At 65.0% G+C, this 16,463-nt stretch carries 17 protein-coding genes; 11 read left to right on the forward strand and 6 right to left on the reverse strand.

Annotated elements, in window-relative coordinates; translation table 11 throughout:
* The first annotated feature begins 111 nt into the window (after positions 1-111).
* Genes DOM54_RS05910 through DOM54_RS05935 form a run of 6 tightly spaced genes read left to right on the forward strand, consistent with a single transcriptional unit; the run spans position 112 to position 4,747 of the window.
* Positions 112-927, forward strand: a complete 816-nt coding sequence (locus DOM54_RS05910; protein ID WP_110715459.1) for a transporter substrate-binding domain-containing protein — start codon at positions 112-114, stop codon at positions 925-927.
* A gap of 14 nt (positions 928-941) precedes the next feature.
* Complete coding sequence (locus DOM54_RS05915) at positions 942-1,625, forward strand: amino acid ABC transporter permease (RefSeq protein ID WP_110715460.1); 684 nt, start codon at positions 942-944, stop codon at positions 1,623-1,625.
* Positions 1,622-2,278 (forward strand): amino acid ABC transporter permease, encoded by a 657-nt coding sequence (locus DOM54_RS05920; protein ID WP_110715461.1) that lies wholly within the window; start codon positions 1,622-1,624, stop codon positions 2,276-2,278. Before DOM54_RS05915 ends, DOM54_RS05920 begins: the two co-directional genes overlap by 4 nt.
* The gene (locus DOM54_RS05925) at positions 2,259-2,987 is read left to right on the forward strand and encodes an amino acid ABC transporter ATP-binding protein (protein ID WP_110715462.1); all 729 of its coding nucleotides are present in this window, start codon (positions 2,259-2,261) and stop codon (positions 2,985-2,987) included. The genes DOM54_RS05920 and DOM54_RS05925 overlap by 20 nt, the downstream gene beginning before the upstream one ends.
* Positions 2,988-3,006: 19 nt before the next feature.
* Positions 3,007-3,864: a MurR/RpiR family transcriptional regulator gene (locus DOM54_RS05930; protein ID WP_110715463.1), complete on the forward strand. Its 858-nt coding sequence runs from the start codon at positions 3,007-3,009 to the stop codon at positions 3,862-3,864.
* A gap of 55 nt (positions 3,865-3,919) precedes the next feature.
* Positions 3,920-4,747 (forward strand): bifunctional allantoicase/(S)-ureidoglycine aminohydrolase, encoded by an 828-nt coding sequence (locus DOM54_RS05935; protein ID WP_110715464.1) that lies wholly within the window; start codon positions 3,920-3,922, stop codon positions 4,745-4,747.
* A 15-nt stretch (positions 4,748-4,762) separates the two neighbouring features.
* Here the strand turns inward: DOM54_RS05935 and DOM54_RS05940 are convergent, their stop codons facing one another.
* From DOM54_RS05940 to DOM54_RS05960, 5 genes are all read right to left on the reverse strand, one after another.
* Positions 4,763-6,055 (reverse strand): NAD(P)/FAD-dependent oxidoreductase, encoded by a 1,293-nt coding sequence (locus DOM54_RS05940; RefSeq protein WP_110715465.1) that lies wholly within the window; start codon positions 6,053-6,055, stop codon positions 4,763-4,765.
* A 54-nt stretch (positions 6,056-6,109) separates the two neighbouring features.
* A complete protein-coding gene (locus DOM54_RS05945; RefSeq protein WP_110715466.1) occupies positions 6,110-6,772 on the reverse strand; it encodes a GntR family transcriptional regulator in 663 nt (220 codons plus the stop codon).
* 149 nt (positions 6,773-6,921) lie between these two features.
* Positions 6,922-7,872, reverse strand: a complete 951-nt coding sequence (locus DOM54_RS05950; protein WP_110715467.1) for a dihydrodipicolinate synthase family protein — start codon at positions 7,870-7,872, stop codon at positions 6,922-6,924.
* A gap of 76 nt (positions 7,873-7,948) precedes the next feature.
* A complete protein-coding gene (locus DOM54_RS05955; protein WP_110715468.1) occupies positions 7,949-8,893 on the reverse strand; it encodes a 4-hydroxyproline epimerase in 945 nt (314 codons plus the stop codon).
* A 318-nt stretch (positions 8,894-9,211) separates the two neighbouring features.
* Positions 9,212-10,651, reverse strand: a complete 1,440-nt coding sequence (locus tag DOM54_RS05960) for an NCS1 family nucleobase:cation symporter-1 (protein WP_110715469.1) — start codon at positions 10,649-10,651, stop codon at positions 9,212-9,214.
* A 372-nt stretch (positions 10,652-11,023) separates the two neighbouring features.
* Here DOM54_RS05960 and DOM54_RS05965 point away from each other — a divergent pair, with 372 nt between their 5' ends.
* A complete protein-coding gene (locus DOM54_RS05965; RefSeq protein ID WP_110715470.1) occupies positions 11,024-11,509 on the forward strand; it encodes an ureidoglycolate lyase in 486 nt (161 codons plus the stop codon).
* Here DOM54_RS05965 and DOM54_RS05970 read toward each other — a convergent pair.
* A complete protein-coding gene (locus tag DOM54_RS05970) occupies positions 11,506-12,252 on the reverse strand; it encodes an FCD domain-containing protein (protein ID WP_162302634.1) in 747 nt (248 codons plus the stop codon). The two genes, DOM54_RS05965 and DOM54_RS05970, sit on opposite strands and share 4 nt — an antisense overlap.
* A gap of 208 nt (positions 12,253-12,460) precedes the next feature.
* Between DOM54_RS05970 and DOM54_RS05975 the strand changes: the two genes are divergently transcribed.
* The 4 genes from DOM54_RS05975 to DOM54_RS05990 are packed head-to-tail and all read left to right on the forward strand — an operon-like array spanning position 12,461 to position 16,428.
* A complete protein-coding gene (locus DOM54_RS05975) occupies positions 12,461-12,679 on the forward strand; it encodes a hypothetical protein (RefSeq protein WP_157958452.1) in 219 nt (72 codons plus the stop codon).
* Positions 12,676-14,136 (forward strand): sodium:solute symporter family protein, encoded by a 1,461-nt coding sequence (locus tag DOM54_RS05980; RefSeq protein WP_110715472.1) that lies wholly within the window; start codon positions 12,676-12,678, stop codon positions 14,134-14,136. Before DOM54_RS05975 ends, DOM54_RS05980 begins: the two co-directional genes overlap by 4 nt.
* A complete protein-coding gene (locus DOM54_RS05985; RefSeq protein ID WP_110715473.1) occupies positions 14,133-15,323 on the forward strand; it encodes a M20 family metallopeptidase in 1,191 nt (396 codons plus the stop codon). Before DOM54_RS05980 ends, DOM54_RS05985 begins: the two co-directional genes overlap by 4 nt.
* Positions 15,316-16,428, forward strand: coding sequence for an alanine racemase (locus DOM54_RS05990; protein WP_110715474.1), 1,113 nt, complete (start codon positions 15,316-15,318; stop codon positions 16,426-16,428). The genes DOM54_RS05985 and DOM54_RS05990 overlap by 8 nt, the downstream gene beginning before the upstream one ends.
* Positions 16,429-16,463: the final 35 nt, after the last annotated feature.

Consider the following 16,463-nt stretch of genomic DNA (forward strand, 5'->3'; position numbering starts at 1 on the left):
CCGAGCTTGCTAAGGAGTGTTGTGAAACAAACGTTTCTCATCCGATGGAGAAGTCGCCAATCGTTTCTCCGTCGGCATAACAACGTACAAGCTCTCCTCAGGAGGTATGGCATGTTCGCCTGCGTCAAGAATCGATTCTCGCGCCAGCTGGTGCTGGCACTCTGCTGCACCATCGCCGCCGGCCTCGCCGCTGTCTCGGCCCAGGCCAGCGACCTGGAGACCATCGAGCAGCGTGGCACACTGCGGGTCGCGGTACCGCAGGACTTTCCGCCGTTCGGCTCGGTGGGCACCGACCTGCAACCGCAGGGCTACGACATCGACATGGCGCAGTATCTGGCCGACCAGATGGATGTCGATCTGAAGCTGGTAACCGTCACCAGTGCCAATCGCATCCCGTTCCTGCAGACCGACAAGGTCGATCTGGTGATCTCCAGCCTGGGCAAGAACCCCGAGCGCGCCGCGGTGATCGACTTCACCGAGGCCTACGCGCCGTTCTTCCTCGGCGTGTTCGGCACGCCCGATGCCGCACAGGTCGAAGATGCCGCAGGGCTCGCCGGCAAGACCATCGGCGTGACCCGCGGCTCGGTCGAGGACATGGAGCTCTCCGATCTGGTGCCGAGCGATACCACCGTCCAGCGCTTCGAGGACAACGCCACCACGATCTCCGCCTTCCTGTCCGGCCAGGTAGACTACATCGCCACCGGTAACGTGGTCGCGGCACAGATCGCCGAGCGCAACACCGAGCGGGCGCCGACCATGGTGTTCCGGATCAAGAATTCGCCCTGCTATATCGGCCTGGCCAAGGATAACGAGGCGCTGAAGGCACGCGTCAATGCGCTGATCGAGCAGGCCAAGCAGGATGACACGCTGCAATCGATGTCGCAGAAGTGGTTCCACACCGCGCTGCCCGACGATCTCTCCTCCTGAGTGGGTAAGCAGTCATGACGCTGGATTTCTCCACGCTGCTGCCCTACACGGATCAGATCCTGCACGGCTTGATGACGACGCTGTGGCTGACTGCCGTGACGACGATGGCCGGGATCGCTCTGGCGATCGTCGTCGCCTACCTGCGGGACGGGGCTTCCAAAGGGCGACCGAGCCTCGTCAGCCGCCTGCTGGGCGGCTATGTCGAGGTCATCCGCAACACGCCGTTCATCGTGCAGCTGTTCTTTCTGTTCTTCGGCCTGCCGGCGCTGGGCATCCCGATCAGCGCGACGGTCGCGGCGCTGCTGGCGATGACCCTCAATCTCGGTGCCTATACCGCCGAGATCCTGCGTGCCGGGATCGACTCGACCCAGAGAGGCCAGCATGAAGCCGCCCGCGCGCTGGGGCTGTCGCGTCTGCAGAGCTTTCGACACGTGGTGCTGGTGCCGGCGTTTTCGCGGGTTTATCCGTCGCTGATCAGCCAGTGCATCATCGTGATGCTGGGCTCCGCGGTGGTGTCCCAGATCTCGGTCTTCGATCTGACCTACGCCGCCAACTTCATCCAGTCCCGCAACTTCCGCGGCTTCGAAGTCTATCTGGTGGTGACGCTGATCTACCTGCTGCTGGCGGTGGGGCTGCGACTGGCGTTCGAGTTCGTCGGGCGCCGCCTGTTCGCGTTTCGCCAGGGAGGTTCGGCATGACCGATTTCACGCTGTGGGACATCGTCCGCAACCTGCTGCTGGCAGGGCGCTGGACGGTGGTCCTGTCTCTGATCGCCTTCGCCGGCGGCGCGCTTGTCGGGCTGGTACTGACACTGGCGCGGATGGGCGGCTTGAAGCCGATTCGCTGGCTGATCCGGCTCTACGTCGATCTGTTCCAGGGTACGCCGCTGCTGATGCAGCTGTTCCTGGCCTACTTCGGTGCCGCGGTGCTTGGGTTCGATGTTTCCGCCTGGACCGCGGCCAGCGTGGCGCTGACGCTGTTCACCAGTGCCTTCCTGTGCGACATCTGGCGCGGCTGCGTCGAGGCGGTACCCAGTGGCCAGTGGCAGGCGTCCCGGGTGCTCGGGCTGAACTATCTGCAGTCGATGCGCCACGTCATCCTGCCGCAGGCGCTGCGCCTGGCGGTGCCGCCGACCGTCGGCTTCTCGGTACAGGTCATCAAGGGTACCGCGTTGGCGTCGGTGATCGGCTTCGTCGAGCTGACCAAGGCCGGCACCATGCTCAACAACGCGGCGTTTGCACCCTTCACCATCTTCGCGCTGGTGGCGCTCGGATATTTCATCCTCTGCTATCCGCTGTCCCGCTATGCCCGTCACCTGGAGAAAAAGCTCTATGGCGCTGGTATCCGTTAAAGACCTGCATAAATCCTTCGGCGAGCTGGAGGTGCTCAAGGGCATCGATCTGGAGGTCGAGGCCGGCGAGGTGGTATCGATCATCGGTCGCAGCGGTTCGGGCAAGAGTACCCTGCTGCGTTGCCTCAACCAGCTCGAGCGTCACGACTGGGGGACGATCGTGCTGGCCGACCAGCGTCTCGACGGTGCCGCGATGTCGCCGGGCGAGCTGAGCCAGAACGTCGGCATGGTGTTCCAGAGCTTCAACCTGTTCCCGCACAAGACGGTGGTCGAGAACGTGATGCTGGCACCGCTGGTGGTCAAGCAGACGCCCCGGGGCGAGGCGCGCCGCATTGCCGAGTCGGTGCTCGCCAAGGTGGGGATGTCCGAGAAGGTCGACGCTTATCCGGCCCAGCTCTCCGGCGGCCAGCAGCAGCGCGTGGCGATTGCCCGGGCGCTGGCGATGAATCCCAAGGTACTGCTGTGCGACGAGGTGACCTCGGCGCTCGACCCCGAACTGGTGGGCGAAGTGCTGCGCGTGCTCGAAGAGCTGGCGAGGGAGGGGATGACCCTGATCCTGGTCACCCATGAGATGAAGTTCGCCCGCGACGTCAGTGACCGCGTGGTCTTCATGCATCAGGGCCGGATCCATGAATCCGGCGACCCGCAGACGCTATTCACCCAACCCAGGACACCGGAGCTGAGTCAGTTCATCGCCTCCGTTCTGTAGGTCCATGCGGGAGTCTTTCATGTCGGGAGCGAATACGCAGGCACATATCGGCCGCCGGCTGCAGCAGCATTTTGCCGAGCTGGGCCCGCAGGAGCGTCGGGTGGCGGGTTTCATCCTGGCGCACCTCGAGGATCTGGCGGTCTACAGCGCGGCCGATCTGGCGCGCTACAGTGGTGTTTCCAAGGCGACCGTGACCCGCCTGTTCAAGCGCTTGGGTTACCAGGACTTCAAGGCGGTCAAGGCGCATGCGCGCCAGCTGCGCCACTATGGCGTGCCGCTGGCCTCGGGTTCCGATGCGCTGGGAGATGGCGTCGAGCGCTTCCGCCGTCACGCCGAACGCGAGCAGGAGAATCTGCGCCAGTGCCTCGAAGGGTTGACGCCGGTGCTGTTCGACGCGGTCGTGCACGCGCTCGACGAAGCGCCCGCGGTGGCCGTGGTGGGCTATCGCAACAGTTATCCGGTGGCGCTGCATCTGCGCCAGCAGCTGCTCCAGGCCCGTGGTAACGTGCGTCTGCTGCCCGCGCCCAACCAGTCACTGGCCGAGGAGCTGGTCCAGCTCGAACCCGGTACGCTGATCGTGCTGATCGGCTTTCGTCGCCGGCCCAGGCTGTTCGAGACGCTGATCGGCGCACTCCAAGAGCGCGAACATCGCGTGCTGCTGATCGGCGACCCGACCACCGCCAAATATGCCGATCGGGTCACCTGGCGGCTGGAGTGTGCGTTGGAGACGATCTCGGCGTTCGACAGTTACGCCAGCGCCATGAGCCTCGTCAGCCTGCTCGCCAATGCCATGCTGCATCGTCGGCTGGCCGAGGGGCGAGCCAGGATCGGCGAAGTGACCGAGCTGTACGAGGCCCTGGACGAACTCGCCCCTTAGGGCAGCGCTTGGCGCAAGCGTCCCATAGCCGATTTGACGATGAGAAGGAGAGAGCATGCCGCAACGCAGTTACTACGCCCCCCATGGCGGTTTGCCGCCGCAGAGCCAGTTGATCCATGGCCGTGCGGTGTTCACCGAGGCCTACGCGGTGATCCCCAAGGGGGTGATGAGCGATATCGTCGTGAGCTTCCTGCCGCACTGGGAGAAGACCCGGCTGTGGGTGCTGTCGCGGCCGCTCTCCGGCTTCGCCGAGACCTTCTCCCAGTACATCATGGAGGTCGCGCCCGGTGGCGGCAGCGAGCGGCCGGAGCCGGACCAGGGTGCCGAGGGCGTGCTGTTCGTGGTCGAGGGCGAGATGCGTCTGACCGTCGATGACGAGCACCACGAGATGGTGCCGGGGAGCTACGCCTATCTGCCGCCGGGGTGCGACTGGCAGCTGCGCAACACGAGCGATGCGCCGGTGCGCTTCCACTGGATCCGCAAGGCGTATGCGTTCGTCGAGGGGATCGAGGTGCCGCCGGCCTTCGTCACCAACGAGCAGACGATCGCGCCGACGCCGATGCCGGATACCGATGGCCGCTGGGCGACCACGCGCTTCGTCGATCCCGCCGACCTGCGCCACGACATGCACGTCACCATCGTCACCTTCCAGCCGGGCGGGGTGATTCCGTTCGACGAGACCCATGTGATGGAGCACGGCCTCTACGTGCTGGAGGGGCGCGCGGTCTATCACCTCAACCAGGAGTGGGTCGAGGTCGAGGCCGGCGACTACATGTGGCTGCGCGCCTTCTGCCCGCAGTCCTGCTACGCGGCCGGTTCGACGCCGTTCCGCTATCTGCTCTACAAGGACGTCAACCGGCACATGAAGCTCGGCCTCTCCTGAGGGGAGCGGCCAGCTTCAGTCGAAGCGGGAGAGCCGATAGGGCGCCCGCGGCGGCAGGTCAGGTGGCTCGGTCGATGGGTGGCCCTCGGCCGGGCCGGCCAGGTCGGCGATCAGTTCGGCGGTGATCGCCGCCTGGGTCAGCCCCAGGTGGTGATGCCCGAAGGCCAGCAGCACGCGGCCATGCTCGAGACGATCGATGACCGGCAGCGAGTCCGGCAGCGACGGGCGGAAGCCCATCCAGGGCGAGGCGTCCCCGGCGTCGAGGTCGGTCTTGAACAGGCCCCGGCTCAGTCGGTGAAGCTGCCAGGCCCGTTCCATGTTGGGCGGTGCGACCAGCCCCGCGAACTCCACGGTACCGGCCAGTCTCAGCCCGGTTTCCATCGGCGTCATGATGAAGCGTCGCTCCAGCGAGGTCACCGCGAAGGGCAGTCGGTCATGCTCGCGGGGCAGCATCAGGTGATAGCCGCGCTCGGTGTCCAGCGGTACGCGCTTGCCGGAGAGCTGGGCCGTCAACGCTGCCGAGTGGGCGCCACAGGCGATCAGCACCTGGCTGGCCTCGCGGTCGCCGGCGTCGGTGGTCACGACGACGCCGGTCGAGATCAGCCGTGCCGACTGCACGGTTTCCTGCTCGAAACGGACGCCTTCGCGCCGGGCCGCGTCCACCAGCGTGTTGACCACGCGCCAGGGGTCGAGCACATGCCCCGTACCGGGGAAGAACAGCCCGCCCTGCAGGTCGTTGGACAGCTGCGGTGCCGCAAGCCGAATCGCCTCTCGATCCCACCGTTCCACCGGCACCTGCTGGGCGCGCATGCGCGACTCGAGCGTGTCGAGAGCACGGCGCGACTCGGGTTTTTCGTAGACCAGCAGCGAGCCATCCGCCTTGAGCAGGTGAGCACTGTCGACCGATGCCAGCAGGCGTTGCCACGCCGCCAGGCTGCGCTCGTTGAGAGCACGAAGGCCGGCCACGCTTGCGCGGAACGGTGCCGGGCGCAGGTTCAGGACCAGTCGGGTCAGCCACGGCAGCGCGCGGGGCAGATATTTCCAGTCCAGCCGCAGGGGGCCCATGGGATCCATCAGCATGCCGGGCAGGGAGCGCAGGATCGACGCATCGGCGATCGGAAAGACCTGTTCGGTGGCCAGATGGCCTGCGTTGCCGTAGGAGGCGCCCCGCCCCGGCTCCTGGCGATCGAGTACCCTTACGCGGTGGCCCCGGCGCGCCAGCGCCAGGGCACTCGCCACGCCGACGAGGCCGGCACCGACGACGATGAAGTCGGCATCGGTCAGAGCCGAAGGGGATGGGTCCGTCATGGGCTACCTCATGACCAGGAGACAGGGTTGGGGAAGCAGAGATTGCGCGGCGGTTCAGGCGCTGCGCAGGCTCTTTTCCAGTACCGCCGCGATGCCCTCCGCGGCGTCCTTGATATGGTGTTCCAGCAAGCGGCAGGCCTGGTCGACATCGCCGCGGCGCGCCAGCTCGAGCAGCTCGCGATGTTCGAGCTCGGCTTTCTCGATTTCGCGGGTGTAGACCAGCTGCATGCGGATATAGCGCCCCGACTTGGTGTTCAACTGGCCGATCATGGCCAGCGTCTCGGGTAGCCCGGAAGGGGCGTACAACGCGTGATGGAACGCGAAGTTGTAGTCGCTCCAGTTGTCGATCTGGCTGCCGGCGTCGAGCGCGGCGTCGTACTGGCGAAGGATGCTCGCGGCGTGCTCGAGATCCACCGCCTTCAGGTTCGGGATCGCGTAGCGCAGTACATGGGTCTCGAGCAGCACGCGCAGATCGAACAGCTCGCGAATCGCGGCCACGGAGAGCTCGGTGGTGAAGGCGCCGCGATGGGCGTGGAACTCCACCAGGCCCTCGGACTCGAGCGTCAACAGGGCCTCCCGGACGGGAATGCGGCTGACGTCGTAGTCCTTGGCCAGGGCATCCTGACGCAGCTGGGAGCCGCCCTTGAATTCACCGCCGAGAATACGCTCACGCAGGTCATCGGCGACATGCTGGGCTCGGGTCTTGAAATTTGCCATGGGGGTCATCGTTCTCGCGGTATTTTGGATATTGTATGCAAACCGCAAGTCACCCACCACGCGTGTCGATAGCGCGGGTGGCTGTCCGCCGGCTTCCGGCAGGCGAGGCGGCAGGCCGGTCCGCCTCGCCGTCGACTCGGCCGGGAGCGCTACCTGGCCTTGCCGAGCTGGGCCGACCACTGTGCGTACCACTCACGGAACAGCGCGTACTGGGTCTCGACATAGCGGCGTTGGGCCTCGCTCAAGGCGTCGCTCTCATTGAAGTGCAGGCGGTACTCGCTGTCGCCGTTGAGCACCATCAGATGCTTGTAGTAGAGCACCAGGTCCACGCCTTCGTCGAAGGAGGAGAGTACCGCCAGCGCCGACTCCAGCTCCTGGGCCTGGCGCCGAGCCTCGAGATCGCCGGTGGCGGCCTTCTCGCAGAGCGCCACCAGTTGCAGCACCTCTTTCGGCAGGGCGTTGCCGACCCCGGTGATGGCGCCGGTGGCATGGCAGTTGACGAAACCATGGAACACCTGGGTGTCGACGCCGACCATCAGGCTGACATCGTCGTCCTGGGAGGTGATGTGCTCGGCGGCGTAGCGCAGATCGTCCGCACCGCCGAACTCCTTGAAACCGATCAGGTTGGGGTGTTCGCGACGCAGCGCGAAGAACAGCTCGGCGCGGGTGGCGAAGCCGTAATAGGGGCTGTTGTAGATCACCGCCGGCAGTTCGGGGGCGGCGGCCAGGATCGCCGAGAAGTGCGCCTTCTGGGCGGCGGGGGCGGTGCCACGGGAGAGCACCCGGGGAATCACCATCAACCCTTGCGCGCCGACCTTGGCCGCATGGGCGGCGTGAGAGACCGCCTCCTTCGAATTGACCGCGCCGGTGCCGACGATGACCGGCACGCCGGCGGCGACCAGCCGGGCCACGCCCTCCTGGCGCTCGGCCTCGCTGAGCAGCGGCCAGTCGCCCATGGAGCCGCAGTAGACCACCGCGCGCATGCCGAGATCGACCAGCTCGCGCCCCTTGGCGACCAGGGCGTCGTAGTCGGGGGTGCGCTCTGCGGTGCAGGGGGTCATCAGCGCGGGAATGCAGCCGGTGAAGATGGAGTCGTTCATGGTTGTCCTCTGGCACTGTTTTCGGAAGTCATGCGTTTTCGGAAGTGATGCGTGGTCGGGAGTGATGCGTGAGCGGCTAGGACGCGGTGATGCCCCAGGCGAACGGATCATTGTCATCGATCAGCAGGGTGGCATCGGCGGTGACATGGGCGCTGCCGGTGATGAAGGGCAGGATGCGATCGCCCTGCCATTCGTAGCGCCCTTCGAAGCGGCTGCCGGTGATGCTGGCCTGGACCCAGGTCTCGCCGGGGGCCAGCTTGCCGTCCGCCGCCAGGCAGGCCAGCTTGGCGCTGGTCCCGGTGCCGCAGGGGGAGCGGTCGTAGGCCTTGCCGGGGCAGAGCACGAAGTTGCGGCTGTCGGCCGGCGGGTTGCCGTGGGTGTCCGCGGCGAACAGCTCGATATGGTCGATGTGGCCACCGTTCTCGCCGGTGATGGCCTGCGCGTCCAGCGCCTGGCGGATCGCCCAGGTAAAGGCCGTCAGCGCCTCCTCGTTGGCCAGCGACAGCGCCTGGTCGTGCTCACCCACCAGAAAGAACCAGTTGCCGCCCCAGGCGATGTCGCCATGCACCACGCCGTAGCCCGGCACCTCGACCGGCACGCGCTGGCGGTAGCGGTAGGCGGGCACGTTGCCCACGGTGACCGCGCCGTCGTCATGGAGGATGGCGCTGACCTGCCCCACCGGGGTGTCGATGCGATGGGTGCCGGGATTCAGCTTGCCGAGATGGTGCAGCGACGCCACCAGCCCGATGGTGCCGTGGCCGCACATGCCCAGGTAGCCCGTATTGTTGAAGAAGATCACCCCGCAGCTGGCCTCCGGCGAGACCGGCTCGCAGTAGAGCGCCCCCACCAGCACGTCGTTGCCCCGCGGCTCGAGCAGACAGGCCCGGCGCCATCGATCGTGGTGCTCGCGCAGCAGATCGCGCTGGGCGGCCATGTCGCCGGTCAGCGCCGGGAAGCCCGACATCACCAGCCGGGTCGGCTCGCCGCCGGTGTGGGAATCGATGACATGGATACGCTGCATGGGGGTTTCCCCTCTGATCTGGGCGTGGTCTGGACGGGCTGGAGTGGCGGCCGACGGGCATCGAGGCGCGCGGCTGATTTCGCTATTGTAGATTTTATACAATCTTTGAGGGGATAAGGAAAGCCGGCGGGAAGTCGGGGGCGGATGATCCTGTCACAAGGCGGCGGAGGGGAGTCGTGCGTCCACGGCCGTGACAAGGAAGAAGGGCGCAAGGCCTAGGCATGAGGCAGCGGGGCGTCAGCTACCGACGACCGAGACAGAGAGGGTCAAGAGAGATAGCCGGCAGTGCCCCGGCGGCCAGCCGCCGGGGCACTGGGGTCAGGAGGCGACCGCTGCCGCTGTGGTGGCGCGGCGCATGGCCATGGCGTAGAAGGAGGCACCGAGTGCGCCGCCGATGAACACCGAGAAGTGGCCGAGATCACCCAGCGGCAGGAAGTTGATCACGATGCCGATCAGCGACGCGGCGACCACTGCCTTCACCGCCGCCGGATTGAAGCCGTTGCGGTACCAGTAGGGGCCGTTGGGGTCGACGCTGAACAGTGCGTCGACGTCGATCCGCCCGCGGCGAATGCGGTAGTAGTCCATGATCAGGATGCCGTAGAGCGGGCCGATGGCCGCCGCCAGCAGATCCACGGTGTAGTGGATGATCTCCGGATTGCTGAACAGGTTCCACGGGGTGAGGAAGATCGAGCCCACCGCAGCGATGAAGCCGCCGGTCCGGAAGCTGATCTTGCTGGGCGCCATGTTGGAGAAGTCGAACGCCGGAGCGACGAAGTTGGCGACGATGTTGATCCCGATGGTGGTGGTGACGAAGGTCGCGGCACCGAGCAGGGCGATGAAGGTGTTGTCGAGTCGCGCCACGGTCTGGATCGGGTCGTCGATCATCTCACCGAACACCGGCAGGGTCGCCGAGACCATCATCACCGTGGTGGCGGAGAAGACCAGGAAGTTGACCGGCAGGCCCCAGAAGTTGCCGCGCTTGACGTCCTCGAAGCTGCGGGCGTAACGGGTGAAGTCGCCGAAGTTGAGCGTCGGGCCGGCGAAGTAGCCGGCCACGATGGCCGCGGCAATCACCATCTGCCACAGCTGCTCGCCCGGGGAGAGCTGGATGTCGCTGAGGGTGAAGCTGATGTTGGACCAGCCCGCCTGCCACACCAGCCACGCCGCCAGCACGAACATCACCACGTAGACCGCCGGGCCGCTCCAGTCGATGAAGCGCCGGATCGAATCCATGCCGTGCCAGAAAACGATCGCTTGCAGGCACCACAGCAGCATGAAGCTGATCCAGCCAAGATAGGAGAGCCCCAGGAAGCTGGGGCCGGCCAGCGACTCCATGCCGGGGAAGAGCCGTAGTAGCACGATCGTCAGCGCGTTGGAGGCGAGAAAGGTCTGGATGCCGTACCACACCACGGCGATCAGGCCGCGAATCATCGCCGGGATATTGGCGCCGAATACGCCGAACGAGAGCCGGCAGATCACCGGAAAGGGGACCGCGGCCTTCTGGCTCGGTCTTGCCATCAGGTTGGCGAAGATCTGCACGATGCAGATACCCACCAGCAGCGAGATCAGTACCTGCCAGCCGGCCAGCCCCAGCGCGAACAGGCTGGCAGCGACCACGTAGCCGCCGACGCTGTGCACGTCGGAAAGCCAGAAGGCGAGAATGTTGTACCAGTTCCAGTTCTGTTGCGTCGGCGCAAGATCGGCGTTATGCAGCCGGTTACTGTACTGGCGTGATGAGTGATGCGGTTGCTGTGGCATGGCGAACGCCCTCCGCGGGGCCGTGTTGTGATTGTGATCCGCACTTTTTGTATACAAGATGCGTGCCATATTCGCCATTGAAGAATAGTCGGAGAGCCTCATCGCCAGGCGATCATGGATGACCTCAAGGAAACTGCCCCATGCTCAAGTCTTTAGGCCCGTCCGGATAGATCGGTGCTCGGCGACTCGAGAGCAGCGCTGGGCTGGCCCGCGCCCATGATGGAGCCGCATCGCGATCGAGGCGGTCGAAAACGCACACTCAATGCACGGTCTGCGACAGTCCTGCACCACCCGGGTGCAGTTCGTGCGACACTTTTTGTATACGATGGGTTGCGCTTGGTGGACGACACGAGAACAGAGGAGACATAAGCGATGCTGGAATTGAAAGCTCAGAAGCTGACCCCGGCGGCCTTCGCCGCGTTCGGCGAGGTGCTCGACTCGCGTGGCAGCGAGTCGTTTCCGATCAACGGTGGGCGCACCCGACGCCACCATGCGCTGGCCAGGGTCGAGATCCGTGACGCCGCGACGCCGCCGCTGATCAGTGTGTTTGTCAGCCAGCCGGTGTCGCTGCCGCTGGAGATCGAGCTGCTCGAGCGCCACCCGCTGGGCAGCCAGGCGTTCATGCCGCTGCATGAAGAGCGCTTCATCGTGGTCGTGGCGCCGCCGGGCGACGCTATCGATCCGAACGCGATTCGCGCCTTCGTCACCGACGGCCACCAGGGGGTCAACTACCGGGCCGGCACCTGGCACGCGATCCATTCGGTACTGGAGAAAGAGGGGGAGTTTCTGGTCGTCGATCGCGGTGGCGCCGACAACCTCGACGAGCGGGAGATAGGGATTCGGGTCGTGCTGCCTTAGCGAGTCGGTGGCGCGAAGAACTGGCGATCCATGTCGGGTCGGTCGATGTCGGAGAGTTCGAAAAGCATCTCCCGCACATGCTCGAGATGCTCGCTCATGCTGCTCTCGGCCAGTGTCGGATCGCGCCGGGAGAGTGCGTCGAGGATCCGTCGGTGGTCCGGCACCCAGTAGTTGAGCTGTTGCTTGTTCTCGATATGAGACTGCAGCTTCTGCCACATCGGTGATTTTTCCCGATATTTCCAGAGCTGATGGACCGTGGCGATCAGCAGGCTGTTCTGCGTGGCCTCGGCGACCCCCAGATGAAACTCGAAATCCCCCTGGCCCTGGTAGATCCCTTGCTCAAACTCCTGGGTTTCCAGCGCCAGGGCGGCCTCCAGGCGAGCGATATCGCGTGGACCCGCCGTGCGGGCGGCGAGCCGGGCGATGCTGCCCTCGAGAACCTGGCGCGCCTGTAGCAGCTCGAAAGGTCCTATGTCGTGGCCGAGATCCTCGTTGGAATCGCCACCCTCTACCACATGAACGCCTGAGCCCTTGCGGATCTCCACCTTGCCCTTGACCTCGAGCATGATGAGCGCCTCGCGGATCACGGTACGGCTGACATCGTAGGCCTCGCACAGGTTCTTTTCCGAAGGCAACCGGCCGCTGTTGGCAAACTCGCCAGCATTCAAGCGAGCGAGCAGGTGTTCGCCCACTTGTCGGTAAAGGCGCGATCCGCCACCAGCGAAGAAATCGATCCCTTCCATAACCCCTCTTATCTCCATTCGTGCATTACCCGCAGTGTAGCGTCTTTCGGAGATGTCATACAGGTTTGGGCGGCTATCGGCCCAGGCGGCTGGATTGCCGGATAGACCCTCCACGGCGTTGCGTTGCTTACGCTGATGTATTATAAGTCGCATCAACATGTATTATATGTTGAGTGGTTAGAAGACAACATCAACAAAGGCCCTGTTCATGTCCCGCTCTCGAACGCAACGTGTCCTGTGGTTGCTGATGGCGATCGTCATCGCCATGACCGCCACACCGATCGTCATTCTTGCCAATCGCGTCACCCCATCGCCGCTGGGGATTCCGTTCTTCCTGCTGTGGTGCGGGTCGGTACCGCTGCTGCTATGGATCCTGATGGTGTTGCATAGCCGCGTGTCCTCCCTGGAAGGAGAGGGCGAATCATGACGGCGTTGATTGGCATTTCCATCGTTCTCATCCTGACGCTGGGGGTCGGCCTCGCGCCCGCGTTCAACCGCAAGGCGAAACAGGCGCTCAGCGTCAACGAGTACTTTCTCGGCTCGCGGGGCATGGGGCCGGTGGTGCTTTTCTTCACATCGATGGCGACCTGGTACAGCTCGTCGCTGTTTCTCGGTGCGGTGGCGGAGGTCTATGCCAAGGGGATCGGCTGGATCTTCGCGTTCACGTCGACCGCGATCTCGGGTCTCGTCTTCTATTTCATCGCGCCCCGCATGCAGGCGCTGGGGCAGCGCCACCGGTTCGTGACCCAAGCCGACTTCTTCGCGCACCGGTTCGACAGCCGGTTGCTGGGGCTTCTCGTCGGGCTCGTGGGCACGGTCTGCATGATCCCCTACATCACCATTCAGGTGGTTGGCGTCGGGTTGATCTTCGATATCTTCACAGACGGCCTGGTACCGTTCTGGCTGGGTGCGCTGATCGCCGTGGCGATCTGCGCACTGTTCATCTACTTCGGTGGCATGACTTCCGTCGCCTGGACCGACGTCCTGCTCGGCATCGTTTTCGTGACCAGCATCTGGTTCGTCGTCGGCATGATCCTCTTCGATGCCTTCGGCGGGTTCGGCAGCTTCTTCGAGGCGGCGCGTTCGCGCGTTCCCGAATTGTTGACCCTGCCCGGACCGAAGAATCTCGAGTGGGGATACTTCCTTTCCCAGACCTGGGTCATCGGGCTCGGCGGATACATGTGGCCGCATCTCTACATGCGCATGGTCGCCGCGCGCTCCGCGCGGGATGCCCGTCGCGTTGGTTCGCTGATCACCCTGGCCTCGGTGCCCAGCCAGTTACCCGTCGTGCTGGGGGCGCTCGCCGCCGCCATCCTGATTCCCTCCCTGGCGAGCCCCGATACGGCACTGATCTCGCTGATCGGCGACTACGCCCCCCTCTGGACCATCGCCATCCTGGGCGCTGGCGGTATCGCCGCATCGCTCTCGACGATCAACAGTCTTGCCCACTCCCAGGGGGTGACAGTGGCGCAGGATCTCTATCTGCGATTGGTCAAGAAGCGTCCATCGGAATCCCGGATCATCGCCGTCTCCCGCGCGTTCGTGCTGATCACTTGCGTGATCGCCTATGCGGCGGCGCTGACCAAGCCGACCTTCCTCTGGACGATTCTGGCGAATACCTACAGCGGTGTGATCCAGTTCTTCCCGCTGATGATCGCCGCCTTGTTCTGGTCGAAGGCGACCAAGCAGGGAGCGATCGCCGCGCTGATCGTCGGACTGGTCACCGCGCTGCTGTTCTCCTATGTCATCGGTACGCCGTGGGGCATCGTCGCTCCCGCCTGGGGCTTCGTGGCCAATGTGCTGACGCTGATCGTCGTCAGCCTGATCACTCAGCCCGCCCGTGACGGAGCCGGGGCGACCACCGTAAGCCGGGAGGCGACATGAGTTCGAACCTGAGAAAACGAGTCGATGGCCAGCGGGTGGCCGAACTGACGCGCCGCTTGATCGAGAGGGAAAGCGAAAATCCTCCCGGTAACGAGGCGGGCGTAGGCGATGTCGTCGCCAGTTTCTGCGAGCGGCTGGGTCTGGAAGTGACACGCCAGCCGGTGGCGGGTGACCGGTTCAACGTGATCGCCCGGTTGCCGGGGCGCAACCGCAACCACAGCTTCGCCTACAACGGCCACCTCGACGTGGTGCCGGCTGGCCCTGCCGAACTCTGGACCACGCCAGCGTTTATGCCCGACGTCCGCGATGGCCGTCTGTACGGGCGCGGCGCCTGCGACATGAAGGGCTCGGTCGCGGCGTTCCTGCACGTGCTCGAGTGCCTGGTCGACCAGGACGAGCCACCGGCGGTGGATATCATCTTCACGGCGGTAATCGACGAAGAGAAGAGCAACAAGGGCATCAAGGCGTTGCTGGACAGCGGGTTCCACGCCGACTGGTGCGTGGTTGGCGAACCGACCGGTATGGATATCGCGATAGGGCATCGCGGCGTCATCGCGTTCGAACTGGTCATGGACGGCGTTGCCTGTCATGCGGCGCAGTCGCAGCATGGCGCCAATGCGCTCTACCATGCCGTCGAAGCGGTTCAGGCCATTCGCGACCTGGACAGGCGATGGCAGCAGCAGCGATCCAACGACGTGCTCGGCCAGAGTCGGCTGCAGGTCACCGGGTGCCAGAGTGGCGTCAAGGTCAATGTCATCCCGGCTCGGGCGAGCCTGCAGATCGATGGCCGCCTGGCCTGCGGCGAAACCGAAGCCCAGGTACGCGACGCTCTGGAAGCCGAACTCTCGCGTCTGCAAGCCGCCGGCAGCATCGGGGGCTGGCAACTGAATCAGACGACTTTCTGCCCCTCCGGCCTGACACCGGCCGATGCGGCCATCAGCCGGCACTGCGCGAGCGCCGTGGAGCGGGTTCGCGGTGTGACGCCTCGACGCTACGCCTTCGAGGCGACCTGCGAGGCCGCCTTTCTCATGGAGGCCGGCATCAAGACACTGATCATCGGCCCGGGCTCGATCGCCCAGGCTCATCAGGCCGACGAATTCGTCGCTCTGGATCAGCTCGAAATGGCGGCACTCAGCTACGCCCAGATCATCGACTCCCTCGACGAGGTCATTCTTTCGCATGCCTGATCACCCTACGACTCTCGACGAACTGCTGACCCCGGAAGTCATCGTGCGTCGCGATATCCTGAACGCGACCATCGACCGAATGGAGCGCCGGCTCGCCGATGCCGGCGTTGCGCATCGTCCTCATATCAAGACGCACAAAAGCGCGGATATCGCGCTGCGCCAACAGCAGGCCGGTGCCCGAGGCATCACCACTTCCAGCATCGGCGAAGCCGAAGTCATGGCGGATCACGGCCTCAAGGACATCCTGATCGCCTACCCAATCATCGGTGAGCACAATCGTCGGCGCCTGGTTGCCCTGGCCCCACGATTGGACCGACTGATCGTGTCGATCAACTCGCTGGAGGCGTTGGAGAACGTTGCCGCGGCAGCCGCCGAGGCCGGCCGGGTCATCGAACTCTATCTCGAGATCGACGTGGGCATTCACCGCGGCGAGCTGCCACCGGACGAGCGCGTGCTGGCGGTCGCCCGGCGCGCCGTTGACCTGGCATCGGTTCGGATATCCGGGCTGCAGGGCTACGCCGGACATTGCTACGCGCCCGCGAGTCGCGAGGCGCGCATCGCCGTTGCCCAGGAGGCGCTGGAGACGCTGAAGTCGGTAAGGACGTTGCTGGCGGAGGCGGGAATCGTCGTCGACACCTTGTCCATCGGCTCCTCCATGGAGGCGTTGATGATCGAGGCACTGCCCGGCGCCACCGAGGTCCGGGCCGGCAACTACGTGCTGGGCGATCGCGGCATCCTGGATGTCGGCGAGGTCACCCCGGCGCAGTGCGCCCAGCGTGTGCTGACGACGGTCATTGCGCAGCAGGAGCCGGGCTACGCCATTCTCGATGCTGGCTCCAAGACGCTGACCAGCGACGGTACCAAGCACGGCAAGGGCCATGGCCATGTCGTCTCGATGCCGGATGCGACGATCACCCATCTCAACGAGGAGCATGGTTTCCTGCGCTACGATCCCTCCCTTCATCGACTCGCGATCGGCGATCGGCTCGAGATCATCCCCAACCACTGCTGCGTCGTGCCCAATCTCAAGGATCGCCTGGTGCTGTGCGAGGGCGACGATATCGTCGGCGAGATAACCGTCCACGCTCGCGGCATCTGCTACTGAGCCTGACCTCGCCGGTCAGGCCTGCCCCATCGCGT

The organism is Salinicola acroporae (assembly GCF_003206615.1).
Lineage (GTDB): Bacteria > Pseudomonadota > Gammaproteobacteria > Pseudomonadales > Halomonadaceae > Salinicola > Salinicola acroporae.

Excerpts from the sequence above, each read along its gene's own strand:
- DOM54_RS05945 (WP_110715466.1), bottom strand. The coding sequence starts at position 6,772 with ATGGCAAATTTCAAGACCCGAGCCCAGCATGTCGCCGATGACCTGCGT.
- DOM54_RS05920 (WP_110715461.1), top strand. The coding sequence starts at position 1,622 with ATGACCGATTTCACGCTGTGGGACATCGTCCGCAACCTGCTGCTGGCA.
- DOM54_RS05990 (WP_110715474.1), top strand. The coding sequence starts at position 15,316 with ATGCCTGATCACCCTACGACTCTCGACGAACTGCTGACCCCGGAAGTC.
- DOM54_RS05955 (WP_110715468.1), bottom strand. The coding sequence starts at position 8,893 with ATGCAGCGTATCCATGTCATCGATTCCCACACCGGCGGCGAGCCGACC.
- DOM54_RS05925 (WP_110715462.1), top strand. The coding sequence starts at position 2,259 with ATGGCGCTGGTATCCGTTAAAGACCTGCATAAATCCTTCGGCGAGCTG.
- DOM54_RS05930 (WP_110715463.1), top strand. The coding sequence starts at position 3,007 with ATGTCGGGAGCGAATACGCAGGCACATATCGGCCGCCGGCTGCAGCAG.
- DOM54_RS05970 (WP_162302634.1), bottom strand. The coding sequence starts at position 12,252 with ATGGAAGGGATCGATTTCTTCGCTGGTGGCGGATCGCGCCTTTACCGA.
- DOM54_RS05975 (WP_157958452.1), top strand. The coding sequence starts at position 12,461 with ATGTCCCGCTCTCGAACGCAACGTGTCCTGTGGTTGCTGATGGCGATC.
- DOM54_RS05950 (WP_110715467.1), bottom strand. The coding sequence starts at position 7,872 with ATGAACGACTCCATCTTCACCGGCTGCATTCCCGCGCTGATGACCCCC.
- DOM54_RS05935 (WP_110715464.1), top strand. The coding sequence starts at position 3,920 with ATGCCGCAACGCAGTTACTACGCCCCCCATGGCGGTTTGCCGCCGCAG.
- DOM54_RS05915 (WP_110715460.1), top strand. The coding sequence starts at position 942 with ATGACGCTGGATTTCTCCACGCTGCTGCCCTACACGGATCAGATCCTG.
- DOM54_RS05940 (WP_110715465.1), bottom strand. The coding sequence starts at position 6,055 with ATGACGGACCCATCCCCTTCGGCTCTGACCGATGCCGACTTCATCGTC.
- DOM54_RS05965 (WP_110715470.1), top strand. The coding sequence starts at position 11,024 with ATGCTGGAATTGAAAGCTCAGAAGCTGACCCCGGCGGCCTTCGCCGCG.
- DOM54_RS05985 (WP_110715473.1), top strand. The coding sequence starts at position 14,133 with ATGAGTTCGAACCTGAGAAAACGAGTCGATGGCCAGCGGGTGGCCGAA.
- DOM54_RS05960 (WP_110715469.1), bottom strand. The coding sequence starts at position 10,651 with ATGCCACAGCAACCGCATCACTCATCACGCCAGTACAGTAACCGGCTG.
- DOM54_RS05910 (WP_110715459.1), top strand. The coding sequence starts at position 112 with ATGTTCGCCTGCGTCAAGAATCGATTCTCGCGCCAGCTGGTGCTGGCA.
- DOM54_RS05980 (WP_110715472.1), top strand. The coding sequence starts at position 12,676 with ATGACGGCGTTGATTGGCATTTCCATCGTTCTCATCCTGACGCTGGGG.